At 42.8% G+C, this 16924-nt stretch carries 14 protein-coding genes; 8 read left to right on the top strand and 6 right to left on the bottom strand.

The window, feature by feature from the left end; genetic code table 11:
- Nucleotides 1–66 precede the first annotated feature (66 nt).
- A complete protein-coding gene (locus AB6735_RS01360; protein WP_370994015.1) occupies nucleotides 67–969 on the top strand; it encodes a DMT family transporter in 903 nt (300 codons plus the stop codon).
- Nucleotides 970–1124: 155 nt separating this feature from the next.
- Nucleotides 1125–1340 (top strand): VOC family protein, encoded by a 216-nt coding sequence (locus AB6735_RS01355; RefSeq protein ID WP_370994014.1) that lies wholly within the window; start codon nucleotides 1125–1127, stop codon nucleotides 1338–1340.
- A 12-nt stretch (nucleotides 1341–1352) separates the two neighbouring features.
- On the opposite strand, the gene AB6735_RS01350 is transcribed toward AB6735_RS01355, so the two are convergent.
- Complete coding sequence (locus AB6735_RS01350; protein ID WP_370994013.1) at nucleotides 1353–3953, bottom strand: gliding motility-associated C-terminal domain-containing protein; 2601 nt, start codon at nucleotides 3951–3953, stop codon at nucleotides 1353–1355.
- A 210-nt stretch (nucleotides 3954–4163) separates the two neighbouring features.
- On the opposite strand from AB6735_RS01350, the gene AB6735_RS01345 reads away from it, so the two are divergent.
- Both AB6735_RS01345 and AB6735_RS01340 read left to right on the top strand, forming a co-directional pair.
- On the top strand, nucleotides 4164–4937 hold the full coding sequence (locus AB6735_RS01345) for a helix-turn-helix domain-containing protein (RefSeq protein ID WP_370994012.1): 774 nt from the start codon (nucleotides 4164–4166) through the stop codon (nucleotides 4935–4937).
- 72 nt (nucleotides 4938–5009) lie between these two features.
- Complete coding sequence (locus AB6735_RS01340; RefSeq protein ID WP_370994011.1) at nucleotides 5010–5324, top strand: hypothetical protein; 315 nt, start codon at nucleotides 5010–5012, stop codon at nucleotides 5322–5324.
- A gap of 52 nt (nucleotides 5325–5376) precedes the next feature.
- Here the strand turns inward: AB6735_RS01340 and AB6735_RS01335 are convergent, their stop codons facing one another.
- Entirely contained in the window at nucleotides 5377–6447 is a 1071-nt protein-coding gene (locus tag AB6735_RS01335) for an SDR family oxidoreductase (RefSeq protein ID WP_370994010.1), read from the bottom strand.
- A gap of 157 nt (nucleotides 6448–6604) precedes the next feature.
- Between AB6735_RS01335 and AB6735_RS01330 the strand changes: the two genes are divergently transcribed.
- Both AB6735_RS01330 and AB6735_RS01325 read left to right on the top strand, forming a co-directional pair.
- Nucleotides 6605–6937, top strand: a complete 333-nt coding sequence (locus AB6735_RS01330; protein WP_370994009.1) for a PadR family transcriptional regulator — start codon at nucleotides 6605–6607, stop codon at nucleotides 6935–6937.
- 12 nt (nucleotides 6938–6949) lie between these two features.
- Complete coding sequence (locus tag AB6735_RS01325) at nucleotides 6950–7531, top strand: hypothetical protein (protein ID WP_370994008.1); 582 nt, start codon at nucleotides 6950–6952, stop codon at nucleotides 7529–7531.
- 26 nt (nucleotides 7532–7557) lie between these two features.
- Here AB6735_RS01325 and AB6735_RS01320 read toward each other — a convergent pair whose 3' ends face one another.
- The 4 genes from AB6735_RS01320 to AB6735_RS01305 form a co-directional block, all read right to left on the bottom strand.
- Entirely contained in the window at nucleotides 7558–8904 is a 1347-nt protein-coding gene (locus AB6735_RS01320; RefSeq protein ID WP_370994007.1) for a sigma-54-dependent transcriptional regulator, read from the bottom strand.
- Nucleotides 8905–9024: 120 nt separating this feature from the next.
- Nucleotides 9025–9228, bottom strand: coding sequence for a YqaE/Pmp3 family membrane protein (locus AB6735_RS01315; RefSeq protein ID WP_310102883.1), 204 nt, complete (start codon nucleotides 9226–9228; stop codon nucleotides 9025–9027).
- Between the two features lie 78 nt (nucleotides 9229–9306).
- The gene (locus tag AB6735_RS01310; protein WP_370994006.1) at nucleotides 9307–9846 is read right to left on the bottom strand and encodes an acyl-CoA thioesterase; all 540 of its coding nucleotides are present in this window, start codon (nucleotides 9844–9846) and stop codon (nucleotides 9307–9309) included.
- A gap of 135 nt (nucleotides 9847–9981) precedes the next feature.
- A complete protein-coding gene (locus tag AB6735_RS01305; protein WP_370994005.1) occupies nucleotides 9982–11238 on the bottom strand; it encodes a DUF5103 domain-containing protein in 1257 nt (418 codons plus the stop codon).
- A 536-nt stretch (nucleotides 11239–11774) separates the two neighbouring features.
- On the opposite strand from AB6735_RS01305, the gene AB6735_RS01300 reads away from it, so the two are divergent.
- Complete coding sequence (locus AB6735_RS01300) at nucleotides 11775–12935, top strand: acyltransferase (RefSeq protein ID WP_370994004.1); 1161 nt, start codon at nucleotides 11775–11777, stop codon at nucleotides 12933–12935.
- A gap of 820 nt (nucleotides 12936–13755) precedes the next feature.
- On the top strand, nucleotides 13756–16899 hold the full coding sequence (locus tag AB6735_RS01295) for a SusC/RagA family TonB-linked outer membrane protein (RefSeq protein WP_370994003.1): 3144 nt from the start codon (nucleotides 13756–13758) through the stop codon (nucleotides 16897–16899).
- Nucleotides 16900–16924: the final 25 nt, after the last annotated feature.

The raw sequence follows: 16924 nt of genomic DNA, 5'->3' as shown, positions 1-16924 counted from the left end.
CCCGGGGTGAGATACGGGGCGCTTTTTTATTTATTACAAATTATCAAATAGTAGTACCTTCAAAAAATGGTAAATAAGAAGTTTATAGGCCTGATCAGTATATTGTTTGTCATGATTGTTTGGGGGAGCAGTTATCCTGTAACTAAGATGATCATCAATGACATACCGCCAATAGCACTTGCTTTTTGTCGTTGTTCTGTAGGGGCTATTACTTTGCTGCTGATATTTTTTATCAATAAGGATAAACCTTTCCGCGAATATTTGGTTGATGCACCCTGGTTTCCCATCATTTTTATGGGCCTCACAGGCGTTACCTGTTTTTATATTCTTTTTAATATTTCTGCCCAAATGACTTCTGCCTCGGTGGGCTCTTTGATACAGGGTTTTATCCCAATTTGCATAGCCTTATTTGCTGCGGTGTTCCTTAAAGAAAAACTATCCGCAGGGCAGATCACCGGGATAATTGCCTCTTTAATAGGCGTAATGCTGATCGGGTTTTTATCAGGCGATAATAACAGCGATACCCGGAATAGCATAACCGGGAACTTGCTAATGATAGTTGCAGTAATGTCATGGGGGGCATACACTATTATGTCTAAAAAGACAGCTCACTTTAACCCGCTGCTAATTACGAGTTTAAGCACATGTATTGGTTCACTGTGTTTGCTACCCGCTGCAATATTTGAGAACCGGCACTCGGGCTGGCCGGTTATACACCTGGGCTCCTGGCTGGCTATCTTATACCTCGGGGCTGTATCTTCGGGTGTTTGTTATTTGCTTTATAATAAATCACTCCGCTTATTATCGGCGTCACAGGTTGGAAACTTCACCAATCTCGATCCGGTAGTTGGATTGATCATTTCGCTCGTTTTTTTAAACGAGCATATCAATATTTTACAGATGGCCGGCGCTGTTTTAGTTTTGGGTGGAATTGTGCTGAGTACTAGGAAAAGCCGATTGGCTGATTAAACCAGCTCTGATCAATTTTTATATATGAGTATCTATGAAAGTTAAAAGAATTGTAACCAATATCAGCACAACAGATGTTACTGAAGCTAAACGTTTTTACCAGGATGTATTAGGGCTTGACGTGATAATGGATTATGGGTGGATAGCAACATAACATGAGTATCCAGATCAGCTTTGCATCCGAAGGCGGTTCTGGTACACCGGTTCCCGATGTTTCTATAGAAGTAGATGATATCAATACCGCCATCGAACGGGTAATTAAAGCCGGTTTCAGGATAGAATACGGGCCGGTTGACGAACCCTGGGGCGTAAGGCGCTTTTATGTACGTGACCCATTTGACAAGCTGATCAATATACTTGCGCACCTATAGCATACCTGTTTGTTAACGGATAATAGCCACCCAACCCGCTAAAGGCTTGCTGCCATTCTTTAGGTCGATGATATAATAATAAGTACCCGGTGGTACCTTACTGCCGTGATAAGTGCCGTCCCAAGGTGTACCATAGCCATTGGCATGAAATAAGGCCTGTCCATAGCGGTTAAATATATTAACGGTACAATTCGGATAGTTAACCAGATCGTCAATTTTCCAAACATCGTTATACCCATCTCCGTTGGGCGTAAATGTATTGGGGATATGAATGGGGGTTATTACTGTAACCGTAACCGGAACTACAGATTGGCAATTGAGCGATGAGGTAGCCGTGAGGTAATAAGTAGTAGTAACTGCAGGATTTGCTATTGGGTATGATGTATTGGTACTGCTCAACCCCAATGCGGGCGACCAGCTTAAAGATACAATATCCCCGGATAGTTGTGGAACCAACGTAACATTTTCGCCGAATTTTATGGTTGGGTTTTGGGCAAAAACAATACCCGGTGCCGGGTTAATATGAGCTTGTACGGGCGTACTGGTTTGCGGCACGGTACAACTCGCGTTATTAGTTGTAATACACGTAATCATATCGCCGTTTTGCAGGGTATTGCTGCTAAAGGTTGGCTGGTTTAATCCGGCATTAACGCCGTTTACCTGCCATTGGTAACTGTTAACTGTTGTTCCTGGAGGTATACTTGCTGTAAAGTCAATAGCCTTACCTGAGCATACGGTAGCATCGGCCGGTAAAGAGCTAATAGTAGAAACTATACCCCCTTGTGCAGAAGTAGAGTTGATAGAGCTTACAACCGTGACCGGAACATCGATGGAGGCTGTACCTCCTAACATTGCCGGCGTGTTAGTATTGCCATTATTATTGCCAACTATGCCATTCCCGGCTATAGTAGTAAGCTGTCCTCCCGGGGTTATGCGTACAATACGCTCATTATCCCTGTCAACTACGATCAGGTTACCAAAAGGATCCAGTTTGATGCCGATAGGGTTATTTAGGGTTGCCTTATCACCAGGGTTGGTGGTGTACAGTGTAAGCGTGGTCACTTTACCCGATGGATCTATCTTACGGATGGCATTATTCTTTGAGTCAGTTACGTATAAATTCCCCTGGTTATCCCTGGTAATACCTCTCGGCTGGTTAAAACTGGCCGCAGCTCCGATACCATCAGTAAATCCTGAACCGTCATGGCCTGCTATGATGGTTATGGTGCCATCAGGTGCTATTTTTTTAATAGCACTGCTATAATCGGTTATATATAAATTCCCGAGCGGATCTGTAGTGATACCCACAGGGTTGTTTAATTTTGAAACAGATGATGGGGCGGTAATGGTAGTGACCATTCCCCCCTGCGTTACCTTACGGATGAGATAATCGCCTTGCGTTATATATAAATTGCCGATAGCATCTATAGTAATACCCTTTGGGTCCTGAAAGCTCGCAGCCGTGCCTTGTCCATCAACCGTTTTATTTTGACCATTACCGGCTATGGTGGTAACGGTGCCATTAGGTGTTATCTTTCTCACGCGGTTATTCTCGTCAATTACATATAAATTCCCAGATGGGTCAATGGTAATACCATTAAGCACTTTAAACTTAGCGGCAGCGCCACTGCCATCGGCATAATCACAGGAGCTGCCACCCGCCAAAGTGGTTACCGTACCATCGCTCGCAATTTTCCTGATACTGCAGCTATAGCCATCAGCCACATAAATATTGCCGGCTGCATCAGTTACCGCATCGGAAGGTACGCTAAAAGTAACAGCCTGGGGGTTGGGGCGCAAATTGCTGCTGGTAAGTGTAATAGTTTGATTTCCAAGATTTGCGCAATTCAAATTTTGAGGACTTATGGTATTAGTTAACGTGCTGCCATCACATACAAACGGCGAGCCCAGATCCGATACCTGTACCTCATAACTTCCACTTTCACTCAATTGAAGTGTTATGGGGCCTGGTCTTGGAAAAATTACGGGAGTTGCATAAGAGGTAACTGTAAAAAAAATAGCTGTGATACCGCCAAACTGATCGCTGGTGGTAAGGGTTATTTGAGTGGGTTGATTTACGTTTAATGGGGTACCAGCAAGCGGATCTTGTTTGGTGTTAAGTATTGCATTACTGCAAATATCATGAGGGGCAAACACTGCTGTATAATCCGGCAAAACGGTATTACAACTATTGTCTGCAGGAATGGTTATATCATGGTGATCTGGAAATACAGGAGTGCTGGTAACTATCACCGGTATGGATTTAGTTACCGTTGTGCCCGGTGTACCATTACTGGCTGTTACGGTTATGTTTTGCGGGCCAAGTGATGAGCAATCGAGCAGAGGAGTATTAACCACTGTAGTCCCGTTTGCAGCAAGTCCGGTGACATCGGCAACATCTATAAATACAACAGTTTTGTGGCCAGTTTCGTCAAGCTGCAATCTTACGCCTGTTTTAGCTGTGATTTGCGGAGCTTGTGCTGAGGCTGTGCCAAAGACAAAAATTAACAGGCAAAATACGTACAAGCCTTTTTTTAGTGCTCCGGATACACCAGCAATTATCCTGTAATTTTTTAGATGATAGCGAGAGGCAAAAATAAAGGTTGAAAGCATCTTTTTCCTTGCATTACAGATAATGCATCGCATTATCCAGCAGTTAACACAAAGCCGTTAGTTTAGCAAATTAAACGAAAAAGCAGTTCATTATGTTCAGTGTGCCTGTATCCATATTATTCATTATCCATAGGTCCTTTCATAACCGATTGGCAAAAGATGACAATAGGTTAAGCAAAACTATAAGCTTTAAAACCTAAATTAGTGATCATGAAAATGGAGCGGTATCTTCCTGCTGAGATTTTAGGTCCTTTTGTTGAGCATTACCTTTTTATTGAAAGCGAACATGGGATGGAAAATCGCGTGCTGCCTGATACTGGTATGGTTATGGGATTTAGATATAAAGGCACCATAAGCGATGAAATTGCGGGAATAAAAAATAATTTGCCAACTGCATTACTCACCGGATTACGAAAATCAGTCCGCCTGATCAATTACTCGGGGCAGGCTGCTTCGTTTCTTGTTGTTTTTAAACCTGGAGGAGCGACCACATTTTTTAAAGAACCGCTCCATGAATTGTTTGGTGTAAGCTTAGCGCTGGACACCCTGATCGGTCAACAAAAATTGACCGAAATAGAAGAACAATTGGCGGAGGCAAGCGATCATTTTCAACGCATTGCCATTATAGAACAGTTTTTACTTTCCAGGTTATATCAGACCAAATCTGATTTGCTTATCCAATATGCTATTAAACATATCCGCTTGAGTAAGGGAAATTTACGAATAAAAGAACTCATAAGTACATTGCCCGTTAGTCATGATTCCTTCGAAAAAAGGTTCCGAAAAATAACAGGCACATCGCCCAAGCAATTTTCGTCTATAGTGCGTTTACGAAACCTGATAGAGAATTATGATCCTACGGTCGATCTTACCGAGACTGCTTTGGCTGCCGGTTATTTTGACCAGGCCCATTTTATAAAAGATTTCAGAACGTTCGCCGGGCAAACCCCGCATGAGTTTTTCAAATCGACCATTTACTGGTAAATCAATGATTTTTTACAATTATTAGGTTTCTGCATTGCTGAATTTTGGATAAACAATAATTCAGTACGTATCATGCAACAAATATTCATCGACAAATTTATAATCCCTCAAAACGGTAAACAAGAATTTACCGAGCGGATGAATTTTAACAGGGGTTTTATTAAAAACTTACCGGGCTTTTTAGGTGATATAGCTTACGAGCGCGAAGATGAAAACGGGAATACCATTTGTGTTACCGTTGCCACGTGGGAAAGCGAAGATGCCCTAAATCAGGCGAAAGCCGCAGTGCAAACGGAGTACCAGCGCATTGGCTTTAATCCGGCCGAATTGATCGCCCGCCTGAACATTACTATGGAACGGGATATTTACCAACCAGCAGGCAATTGATCAAAGTATCAGCAGGCATATTTTATTCGTATACCTGCTGATTCTTCAGGCCTTACGGGATCACTTTTTTACGGCGGAATTCATCAAACAGATTCTTGAACATCTGTTCAGTATCTACATATTCATGAAAACCAAAGCGGCGTGCTTTGGAACCATCGGCAAAAAAATCATAATCCCAGGAGAATACAAAATCGCCAAAACCCCAGTAAGAAACATCTTCATAATAGTGTTTTTCGAGACCATACTTTTCCTGTATCTTTTCCCACATCGGCGCTTTGTCCGCCATTACCGTTTGCAAAGGCATTTGGAGCGGAGGTGCAATTTCCATATCAAAATAGCGTGCAATTTTAGGCCACATTTCGTTCCACCTAAACAGATCGCCGTTGTTGATATTAAAAGCCTGATTAGCACAGGTTGGGTTTGTTGCCGCCCACACCGTAGCTTTCGCTAACAGCCTGGCATCAGTCATTTCCATCAATTTATCATAGGCGCCCGGTTTACCCGGAAAGCGTAAAGGGATCCCCAGCTCTTTAGAGATAGTAGCATAAACAGCAATGAGCAGAGCAAGGTTCATTGGATTACCCAACGCAGTGCCGCCCACTACTGAAGGCCGGATGGCCGACCATGCCCAGCTTTTGCCTTGCTGTCGTTGCTCCAGAAAATTTTGCTGATCAACGTTAAACTCGGGCGGCATATGGCCGGCGTCACTTTCTTTAGCGGGCGTTTTAAAAGGGCCAAGGTGTGCACCATAAACTTTATATCCCTGCATCAGGCTGATGTGTTGCAAGTTCAAAGCGATAGGTTCGATGGCATCAACCACGTTAATCAGCATGGTTAAATTGGGCTCCACCAGTTCGGCCCAGGTAGGTTTATCCTGATAGGCGGCATAAAATATATGGGTAACCGCCGATAGTGAGTTGAGTTGTTTAACGGTATCCTCCTTATCAAGCAGGTTTACCGGGATGTAGGTAACGTTTGCCGTAGAAGTACCACCCCGTCGGGATAAGCCGATAATATTCCAGCCGCCAAGTAACAAAAGATGATTGATAAGATTAGTGCCGATAACGCCGTTAGCGCCAACTATCAGTGCCGTTTTAACAGGATTTGAAATTTGATTGTTCATGATATTGTTTGTTGCTGATATCAAAATTCAAGCTTTTGGATCCTTTAAACCCTGTAAAAAACAAGTATTAGTATGTAAGATCATAGGTAAGATGAATAGAGAAAAAATATTTTTTAAAATGCATTGTAATGCGATGCTATTTGTATAGCTTTGTATTATGGAAGCTAATGTAATAGCAAAATGGGAAACGCAAATGAAAAAGGGTACGCTTGATTTCATTATACTGCTGCTTTTAAAAAAGAAAGACCAATACGGGTACGAATTATTGGAGCACATTAAGTCGGCATCAGGATATGATATCAGCGAAGGAACCATCTACCCGCTTTTGAACCGCTTAAAAGATGATCATTTAATTGAATCAAAATGGGTAGAAATGGAAACCGGCATGCCCCGGAAATATTATAGTATCACCAGTAGCGGCCAGCTTTCATTGGAAAAAATGACAGCATTTTGGACTACGCTATCCGGCAATCTTAAAAACCTTATTTAAAAATATTAAATCATGAACAAAGACACACTACTAAATGATCAGCATTATAAAACCTATATGAAAAAGGTGCATAGCATGATCAGCAGGCTGCCTAAACATGATCAGGCAGATATTCAACGGGAGATCAGCAGTCATATTTATGAAAGCTTGAATAACTACCCCGAAACAACAGTAGAGCAAGCCCTGGAAAATCTGGGAGAGCCACAAACCTATCTATCAGAATGGGTGGTAACCAAAAAGTTGGAAACGGCTGCCGGTACGTTTAATCCTTTCCGGATAATATGGGGGCTGATCAGCGGGATTGTTAGGCATAGCGCATACGCGTTTAAGTATATTCTTTTTGGTTTACTATATTTATTTACGCTGGCCTTTGGCTCCCTTTGTATCGTTAAGATCATTGCCCCAGGTCATACCGGATTATTCCTCTATCAGCAGGGTTTTACTTTTGGCTTTAGCAGCGATATCGGCAACGGGCATGAAGTACTTGGAAATAAATTTATTCCTATTTGCTTATTCATTACCATTTTATCGTACATGGTGATCACCGTTTTGTTAAAGATGTCGTTATCAAAAGCTAAAGAACGGCTTTTTTAAAGACGCTTTAACGAAACCTGCTGGTCTTATTCCAGCCCGTATTCTTTTAGTTTCCTATATAAGGTGGCTACACCGATGTTTAGCAACTGGGCAGCTTCGGCGCGGTTGCCATGGGTATGGTTCAGCACCCGCTGAATGTGCAGTTTTTCTACCGACGACAGATCAAACGCCGATATCGGGATGCCTGTTTTTACCTGTTGCTGCTGAATTTCGTAAGGCAGCAGACTTTCATCCAAAACATGGGTATCGGTCAGGATCACCGCCCGCTCAATAACATTTTTGAGCTCACGGATATTGCCCGGCCATGGATAATCTTCCAATTTATGAACAAATTCATCGCTGAGTTCATTGATCTGCTTTTTAACCTTCAGGGCAAAATGCTGCATAAAGTACTCTGCCAGTAGTTTAATATCTTTTTTACGCTCGCGCAGGGCAGGCAATGTGATCTGGAAAACTGAAAGCCTGTAAAACAGATCCGACCGGAAGTGACCATCGGCAATTTCGTTTTGCAGGTTGCGGTTTGTTGCCGCCAGAATACGTACGTTTACCTGGGTTGGTTTAATATCACCAATTTTTAAAAATTGTTGTGATTCCAGCACACGAAGCAATTTGGCCTGCAGATCGTGGTCGAGTTCGCCTATCTCATCTAAGAAAATAGTGCCTCCGTTAGCTTCTTCAAAAAGGCCTTTTTTGTCTTTCAGCGCTCCGGTGAATGAGCCGGCCTTATGACCAAACAGCTCACTTTCCAGTAATTCCTTAGTAAAAGCGCTGCAGTTTACGGCCACAAACGATTTTGTATTGCGGTTACTGGCCTGGTGAATAGCTTCGGCAAAAATTTCCTTGCCGGTGCCGGTTTCTCCCAGTAACAGAACGGTGGTATCGGTTAAAGCTACCTTTTGTGCCAGCTTGATCACATCGCTGATGGCGGTTGATCTGCCAATGAGCCTGTCGAACCCAAACTTATCATTCAGTTTGCTTTGTAGTTCTATAACCGTTTGCTGTAACAGGGCCTTATCCATCGCCTTGCTTACCAGCGGGATAATTTTTTCGTTATCATCGCCTTTGGTGATATAATCAAAAGCGCCGGCTTTAATAGCTTTTACACCATCATTAATGGTACCGTAAGCCGTGAGTACAATAATTTCTGTTGAAGGGTAATTCTTCTTGATGGTTTCTGACAGGGTAATACCATCGGTATCGGGCAGCTTTACATCGCTAAGTACTACATGTATATATTCCTGCTGTAATTTACGCAAGCCTTCTTTACCATTGGCAGCGGTAAAAACTTCATGCCCTTCCAGTTGCAGGATACGGGCAAGCAGGTTGCGCAACCTTTCCTCGTCATCAATAATTAAGAGCTTACCTTTTTGCATGATGGCAAATATGGTAAATTTTGACCGTTGATTTTAATGATTACCCTGATTTCGTTGATGGTTTGTACGCGAGACTATGATTTTAATTACTTAACATCCGCACATCTGCATATCAGTAGTTTACCACGCCCTTGCCCGGCGGGTGGCACGCATTAGTTGGCGGTGCCTTTTAGCCTCATAATAATCGTTAGTTACCAGTATGGAATGTATTACACCCGGTATCCAAAAAAACAAGGTTAAAAATATATTCAATATAAATGCTCCAATACGGCCGGTGGTCAGAATGGCCAGCGGAGGCAGTAAAAAACATAAAAAATATCTCATGGCGCTAAAATTTAAATCAACTGATACACCGTATCATAACGTTTAGACCACAGAACTATTTTTTTGTTACTACTGTTTTTAATCGCGCAGGTTGAGCGGTAGCTGATCACCAAAAAACAGGGCTTTGAGTTCTGTAGCATCATTAGGCTTCATTTTTCCGCCCAGTATCAAGCGCAACTGCCGGCGACGCAAGGCACCTTCAAAAAGGGTTATTTCTTCTTCTGTTTCGGGTATTAGTGCAGGTACTGTTGTTTTTTGTCCGTCACTGTCAAGCGCTACAAAAGTGTAGTAGGCTTCGTTGCTTTTTACACGGGTACCGGAAGGGATATTTTGCGCCCATACATCCATCCTTACTTCAACGGAAGTAGTGAACGCGCGGGTTACTTTAGCTTCAATACTGATCACATCACCTAGTTTTATTGGCGATTGGAACGATACATTATCAACCGAAGCGGTTACCACAATACGGTTGCAATGTTTTTGCGCGGATATAGCGGCCGCTATATCCATCCAGTGCAGCAGGCGCCCTCCCATCAGGTTGTTTAACGTATTGGTATCATTGGGTAATACCAGTTCATTCATGATGGTATATGATTCTTTGGGCGATTTTCCGGTCATGTGCTTAATTTTAGGCAAAGATAAGCATTTTGACTTGGTGCGAGTGCGTGGAGCGAAGTGCTTGGAATAATTACCTCTTTAAAACACACTATGTCCCTCATCTCGCTCCCGACACACGCTCCTCGTTCCACGAACCTATTTCTTCACCGTATTCAATTCCCCAAAGCCAACCAACTCATCCCAGCGGGCCGTCGGGGCGCGATAGTAGATAAGCAACTGGTAATCATTTTCGGTTTCGAAATGGCTGCCTTCCAATGGAATATCACTGGCCCTTTTAGTGGTGTTATCATACCAAACATATTCGTAGTCATATACGCCCTGTTTCAGGAGCAGGTTGATATGGTATTTGCCATCTTCGCCAAATGTGAGTTTGCTGCGTTCATCCAGTTTATAGTCGTTAAAGGCACCAACGATGTACGGACTGCCCTCTGACTGAGGCTTATAAGCAGCCAAACCAAAATAAATATGCGCGTAATCGGCATCTGTGCGCGGGTCGGTGCCATCCTGGTTCAGCACAAAAAATTTACCGTCATTATCATACAGCAACAGGTAATCCGGGCTATCACGGATAGGATCAGTCAACAGCACCACATTGTTGGCTGTGTCTTTGATGATACGGGCAATGCGCTGGGAATTAAGCTTTAGCGTACGGGTATCAAACAGCCTGAACTCATTGCGGCCAGGAAAATCATTGATAGATACATCGTTATAAACCAATTGTGTACCACGCACATAGGTTGGCTGCGTATTTAAAATGCCGGTTTGCGTACGCGCGTTTTGCATCAGTAGGGCGCGGATCTCGAACGAAGGATTTTGGACGGGTAAGCCGGCATAGTCAACCGTAAAGTTTACCTTTTGATTGGTTTTGCGGGTCTGCACTTCAGGCGAGGTGCCGATAGTGGCCGCTATGGATACCTTTTTGTTTACCACGTATAAACGACGGGTAAGCACCAGTTTAGACTGGTCGCCATCCTCGTAAACTTTCAGTATGTAATTGCCTGATATTTTGGGTGCTATATTGTTATTCGGCAGCTTGAGCTCATAGTGTGTATATTTTTGAATAGTACCAGTTGAGTAGGTATAGGTATACAAACGGTCGTCGGTAAAGCTTTGCAGGTACTCGGTGGTAGACAGGTTCGAGGAGTTCCAGCGGGTATCGCAATGCTCAATGGTATAGTAGTAATTGCGACTTCCGCCACGCAGATCATCAAAGGCCAGCGTTACCTTTTCTGTTGATCCTAAGGCGATTATCGGGAACGAACCCTGTTTTTGAGTGTTGTAAAACTCCACGCTTTTGATGGCCGGATCATATACATTATTATCATAAGGCGATTGTGCAAATCCCCGTAGGGTAGTGAATAAGAGAACCAGTAGGTAATAATGTTTTCTCATTGTGTTTAAGCTTATTTTATTGCCTCGGTCCTCGACAGGATTGGCGTGGCGAAATTTAAGAATTTCCGGAACAGAAATAACCCGATGTTGTGTATTTTAAAAAATTATCCTCTAATGAAACCTTTTTAAACCCTGAATTTTAACATTTTTCTGCCCGAAAACCGGGTAAAATCATTCAAAAATGAACTCGTAACCATCGATTTTAACACTTTTTAACAAATTTTAGCACGGTTTTAACGTGTTTTTAAAACTTTAAAAAGTTTTAAAAAAATTGATCGTCAAATAACTATATAAAATGGTTGGTTTTTGATCCTGTTTTGCCCTTAACTAAAAAGCCCGGCTACCTGTTTAAGAGGCAGCCGGGCTGTTGCTATATAAATATACGAAAAATTTGTTTGAACCCCAACCTCCGGCACTTTTTTGACCAATGGTGTTAATCCTTTGACCACTGAGTCGTGCTTTAATTTATAACAGTTTAAAATTGTAAACTTTTAATACACAGATAATTTAGTTTATAAATTAAAAAATAAAACATCATGAACCAAGGCCAAACACTAAAAAACATTAACCCTGAAAACGCCAGCAGGCAGTATTACCTCGACTGGTTAAGGGTAATCACCATTTGTCTGGTATTTCTTTTTCATTGCGGCCGCTTTTTTGATTTTGACGACTGGCATGTAAAAAACGCAGTTGTTTCACCAACAGCAAGCCTGTTCAGTTTTTTTATGGTACAATGGATGATGCCCCTGTTTTTCTTTATTTCGGGCGCAAGTACGTGGTTTGCGCTTCAGTCAAAAAACGGTGGTAAGTTTCTTAAAGACCGGATGCAAAGAATTTTAATTCCTTTAATTTTTGGTATTTTCATGCTTTCTCCGCACCAGGTTTATTTCGAAAGGCTTTCGCACCACCAGTTTGCAGGTACGTTTTTTGAGTTTCTGCCGCATTATTTTTCGGGGTTGTATGCCTTTGGCGGAAATTTTGCGTGGATGGGGTTGCATTTATGGTATTTGCTGCTACTCTTTATTTTCTCTGTTATTACCTTGCCCTTGTTATTGCTTTTAAAGCGAAAATCAGCAAGCCGTACAAAATCCGGATCATCTCTATCCTGGTTATTAGTATTCGTAATCCTGCTTGTGCTGCCCGGCTGCTTGTTCTCGCCCGAGGATATCATCGGAGCCAGGGTTTGGGGGGGATGGAATATGGTAGAGCATTTAATGTTGTTCATTTTAGGATATTTTGCATTTTCGATGGCTAATATTCCAAGCACCTGGCTAAAGTACCGCTACCCTTTGCTGATAATAACAGTTTTATCAACAGCATTAAATATTTATTTTTTTTTAAATAACATAAGGTTTGAATTTGGCACATTCCCGTATTGCCTAAAAATAGCATTACGAAGTTTGGTTTGTTTCAGCTGGATCTGTACGTTGCTGGGTTTCGCCAAAAGTAATTTAAACCATACCAACAAATTCCTCAGATATGGCAATGAGGCGGTGTTACCATTTTATATTATTCATCAGCCTGTAATTGTGTTTATTGGCTATTTTGTTGTGCAATCACAGCTTTCTATCGGCCTTAAATATGTGGTTATAGTAGTTGTATCCCTTAGTATTGTTATGTTTTGTTATGAATTTTTAATAAGGAGATCTGAATGGATAAGGTATCTTTTTGGGATAGGCCGATCAACGAAAAAATAAAACAGGCAAGTTTCCGTCCTTAAGACTCCCCTCTTTGCACCGAGGGCGCAAAGAGGGGAGGAATCTACCCACGCTTCATACGAGAGCGATAGCGTGGCAATCCCCTACTTACAGGGCGGACCTGCCTATCGGGGATTGCTTCGTGCCTCGCAATGACGCGTGGGGGTGTTTCTATTACTCCTCCTTCCCGAAAATAGTCGAGAAGGTGAATATATGTATAAATCACATTTAATAAATTTGATATATTTATTTATATCATTGATTATTTGCATGTTAAGATAACATAATAGATTGCTCATATCGGTTACTAATAGCTGTAATCAGTATTATAGTTTTATAACATTGAAAAATAAGCGGTAATATCTATACGTTGACTGCTTAAACCAATTAACCTGTAACCAACTAATTTTCCTGCAATGAAAAAAATTTACAACAATTCTCCCCGTGGCTATGCTTTGCCCCCAAAGGCTATTAATGTGGAATGGGCTATATCGTTAACACGATTAAGCCTGAGCAAAAAAGCTTAGCCTCACTCATTTTTTTACAGCTGGCTGGTAGCTTTAACTGTCTATTAATCGCCCAATCTGGTTAATCTGTAACTAATTAAATTTCCTGCTATGAAACAAGTTTTACCCCTGTCTTGTAATGGCCGCGCTTTGCCCAAAAAGATCATTGATGTTGTGCCCCGACTGCATTTAAGGGCGTACGGCTAAATGCAAAAGGCCCACAAACCTTATCCAATTCACAACCAGGTGAACAGTCATAACTGCCCGCCCGCTACTCTAATCAATTAATCTGTAAACCAATTAAATTTCCTGCAATGAAACAAATTTTTCCCCTGTCTTTCAGAGGCCCGGCTTTGGGCCTGAAGATCATGTATGTTGCATTGGCTGTATTGATGGCCATGACCATGCCACTCAACGCGAAGAGCCTGCGAACCTTCCATTATTCATCCCTATTGCCCATTGATGTAAAGGGCAAGGTTTTGGATGAGAATGGCCTTGGAGTACCCGGAGCAACTGTAAAAGTAAAGAATGTTGAAAAAGCCACTATAACCGATACGGAAGGAAACTTTAGTTTGAAGGGCATTCCCGATGACGCCACCCTGGTAGTATCATACGTGGGCTATATTACTCAGGAGGTGCAAGCCGGTCCCGGAAACATGACGATCAAACTCGTACCACAATCAAAAAAGTTAGATGAGGTTGTGGTTATCGGCTACGGATCGGTTAAAAAGTCAGACTTAACCGGATCGGTGGGAACAGTAAAAGCCGAAACACTGCAGGAACGTCCGTCCTCTTCTTTAAACCAGGGATTGTCTGGCCGGGTATCAGGGGTAAACGTATCTTCCAACTCCGGCAGGCCTGGCGCCCGGTCAAATATCCGCATCCGTGGTTCCAGTTCACTGAGCGTTTCCAATAATCCGCTATACGTAATAGATGGGGTGATCCTCAATCCGGTAGACCTGCGAAACGGTAGTACGCCGATAGATTATTTGAACCCTAATGATATCGCCTCCATCGAGGTATTAAAGGATGCCTCTTCTACCGCTATTTACGGAGCTCGGGGAGCCAATGGCGTGATCCTGGTAACCACCAAACGCGGAACTTCGGGCGGTGGTAAAATTACTTATGATCCTGATTTCAGTATAGGCATATTGCCTAAAAAATTGGCAGTGCTCAACTCCAAAGAGTTTTTGGCTGTGGAGGACCTGGCGTACGCCAACGCGCAAAAATATGACCCCATAGGCTGGGCCACGGGTACAAAATATACCAACCCCAAAACCAAGCGTACCAACCCTAAATTATTTGATGCCAACGGAAACCCGTTATATGATACCGACTGGCAGGAAGAAGCATTTCAAAAAGCCTTTACGCAAAACCATCAGTTGGGTATTACCGATGGCGACGAAAAAAGAAGTATAGGCGCTTTTTTAAACTATCGTAACCAGGAGGGCCTGGCAAAAGGTTCATGGCAAAAAAGGTTTGCCGGCCGTTTTGTGTTTGACAGCCAGGTAAAAAGCTGGATAAAAATTGGCGGTACCCTGAGTTATACCAATCAGGACGATAAGCAGGTAGATCAGCTTGACGGTGGCGGTATTACCATGATGCGCCAGGTGATAGAAGAACTGCCTATCATCCCGGTAAAATATCCGGATGGAACATGGGCAAGTAACAGGGACTATCCGGGAATGGAAGGTGGTGATAGCCCTTTAAGGATAGCCGCCGACAGGATCTCGCTTTTACATACCCAAACTTTGCTTGGCGATATGTCGGCCAATATTCACCTGGCGCCGGAATTGGATTTTAAATCGACCGTAGGTGTAAATATTATTAACCAGCGGGAGGATTATTCGGCGGTGAAAGGAATGCAATATATTTCGGATAATGGAGATGCCTCAGTAAATAATAACCGGTATAATTCGTGGCAGTTTGAAAACTACCTTACTTATAATAAACGGTTTGCTAAAATACACGCGGTAACCGCTATGGGAGGTGTATCCTGGCAGCATGTTGACCGGTTTGAGGACCAGGCCAGTACACAGGGCTTTACCGATCCCTATTTTCAGTTCAATAATTTGGGTGCGGGATCAAGCCCCCAGGCGCCCTATTCAAACGCGCAGGCATATGGATTAAACTCTTATTTTGCCCGTGTCAACTATGGTTTTCGCGATAAGTATTTAGTCACTTTTACCGGCCGTTATGATGGCTCTTCCAAATTCGGGACCGATAATCAGTATGCTTTCTTTCCTTCGGCAGCCTTGGCCTGGCGGGTAATGGAGGAGGATTTTATGAAGAATATCCCTGCTATTTCCAATTTAAAACTGCGGGCCAGTTATGGCGCTACCGGCAACTCCGAAATTCCGGCCTACAGGGCTTTGGCCGGTTTGGGTAATTATAACGTTATTTTTAATGGCGAACGCAATATTGGTGTAGGCACCAACCGGGTAGCCAATTCAACCCTGCAATGGGAAAAAACAAAGCAACTGGACTTTGGTATGGAACTGGGCCTGTTCAACAACAGGCTGAACCTGGAGCTTGATCTGTACCGCCGCAAAGTAGATGGTATGTTGCTGGACGCCCCCTTACCATTCTCCAGTGGTTATGGCAGCGTTTACTCCAATGTAGGCAGTATGGAAAATAAAGGGATTGAATTTACCCTTAACTCCACTAATATTAAAACCGGGGATTTTACCTGGAGCACCACCTTTAATATTTCTGTTAATAAAAATAAAGTGCTTGCGTTGGCCAATGGCAATGCCGATATCTACTCGGGTAACGGTGTCATCAGGGTTGGCGAACCTGTTGGCTCTTTCTTTGGCCGGGTTAGTTTGGGAACCTGGGGAACAGCCGAGGCTGCCGAAGCTAAAAAATATGGTATGCTGCCGGGCGATATCAAGTATAAAGACCTGAATAATGATGGTACCATTAATGACCTGGACAGGACGATCATCGGAAAAGGTATACCCGATGGCTTTGGTACTTTCCTGAATACTTTCCAGTATAAAGCATGGTCGCTCACTGTGGATCTGCAATACATGTATGGTAATGATGTACTCGATCGGAGCATTCACTCGGCCGAAGACAGACAGGGCATCGCCAACAGTTATAAAACGGTATTGAACGCCTGGACAGAAACCAATCAGAATACGCCTATAGCGCAGATCAGGCCTATTAACGCTTATTATACCACCAATAACGATAGTCACAAGGTAACCGATGGCTCGTTTATCCGTGGCCGCAATTTGTTGCTGGCGTATACCTTCCCGTCAAAAACTATTTCGAAATTAAAATTGAGCCGGTTAAGGATCTACGGTTCGGTTCAGAATTTTTTCGTGGCTACCAAGTATAAAGGGTATGATCCGGAGGTTTCCAACTCCAGCGCGCCTTTTGACCAGGGCTTAACACTGTATGATTATCCAAAGCCAAGGGTATTTATGCTCGGCCTTAACATCGGATTATAATTGAACATAAACCTTTAAAGAAAAA

The organism is Mucilaginibacter sp. RCC_168, assembly GCF_041355315.1.
Taxonomy (GTDB): Bacteria; Bacteroidota; Bacteroidia; order Sphingobacteriales; family Sphingobacteriaceae; genus Mucilaginibacter.
The sequence above is the reverse complement of the archived record's forward strand: the minus strand, read 5'-3'. Positions and strand labels throughout refer to the sequence as shown.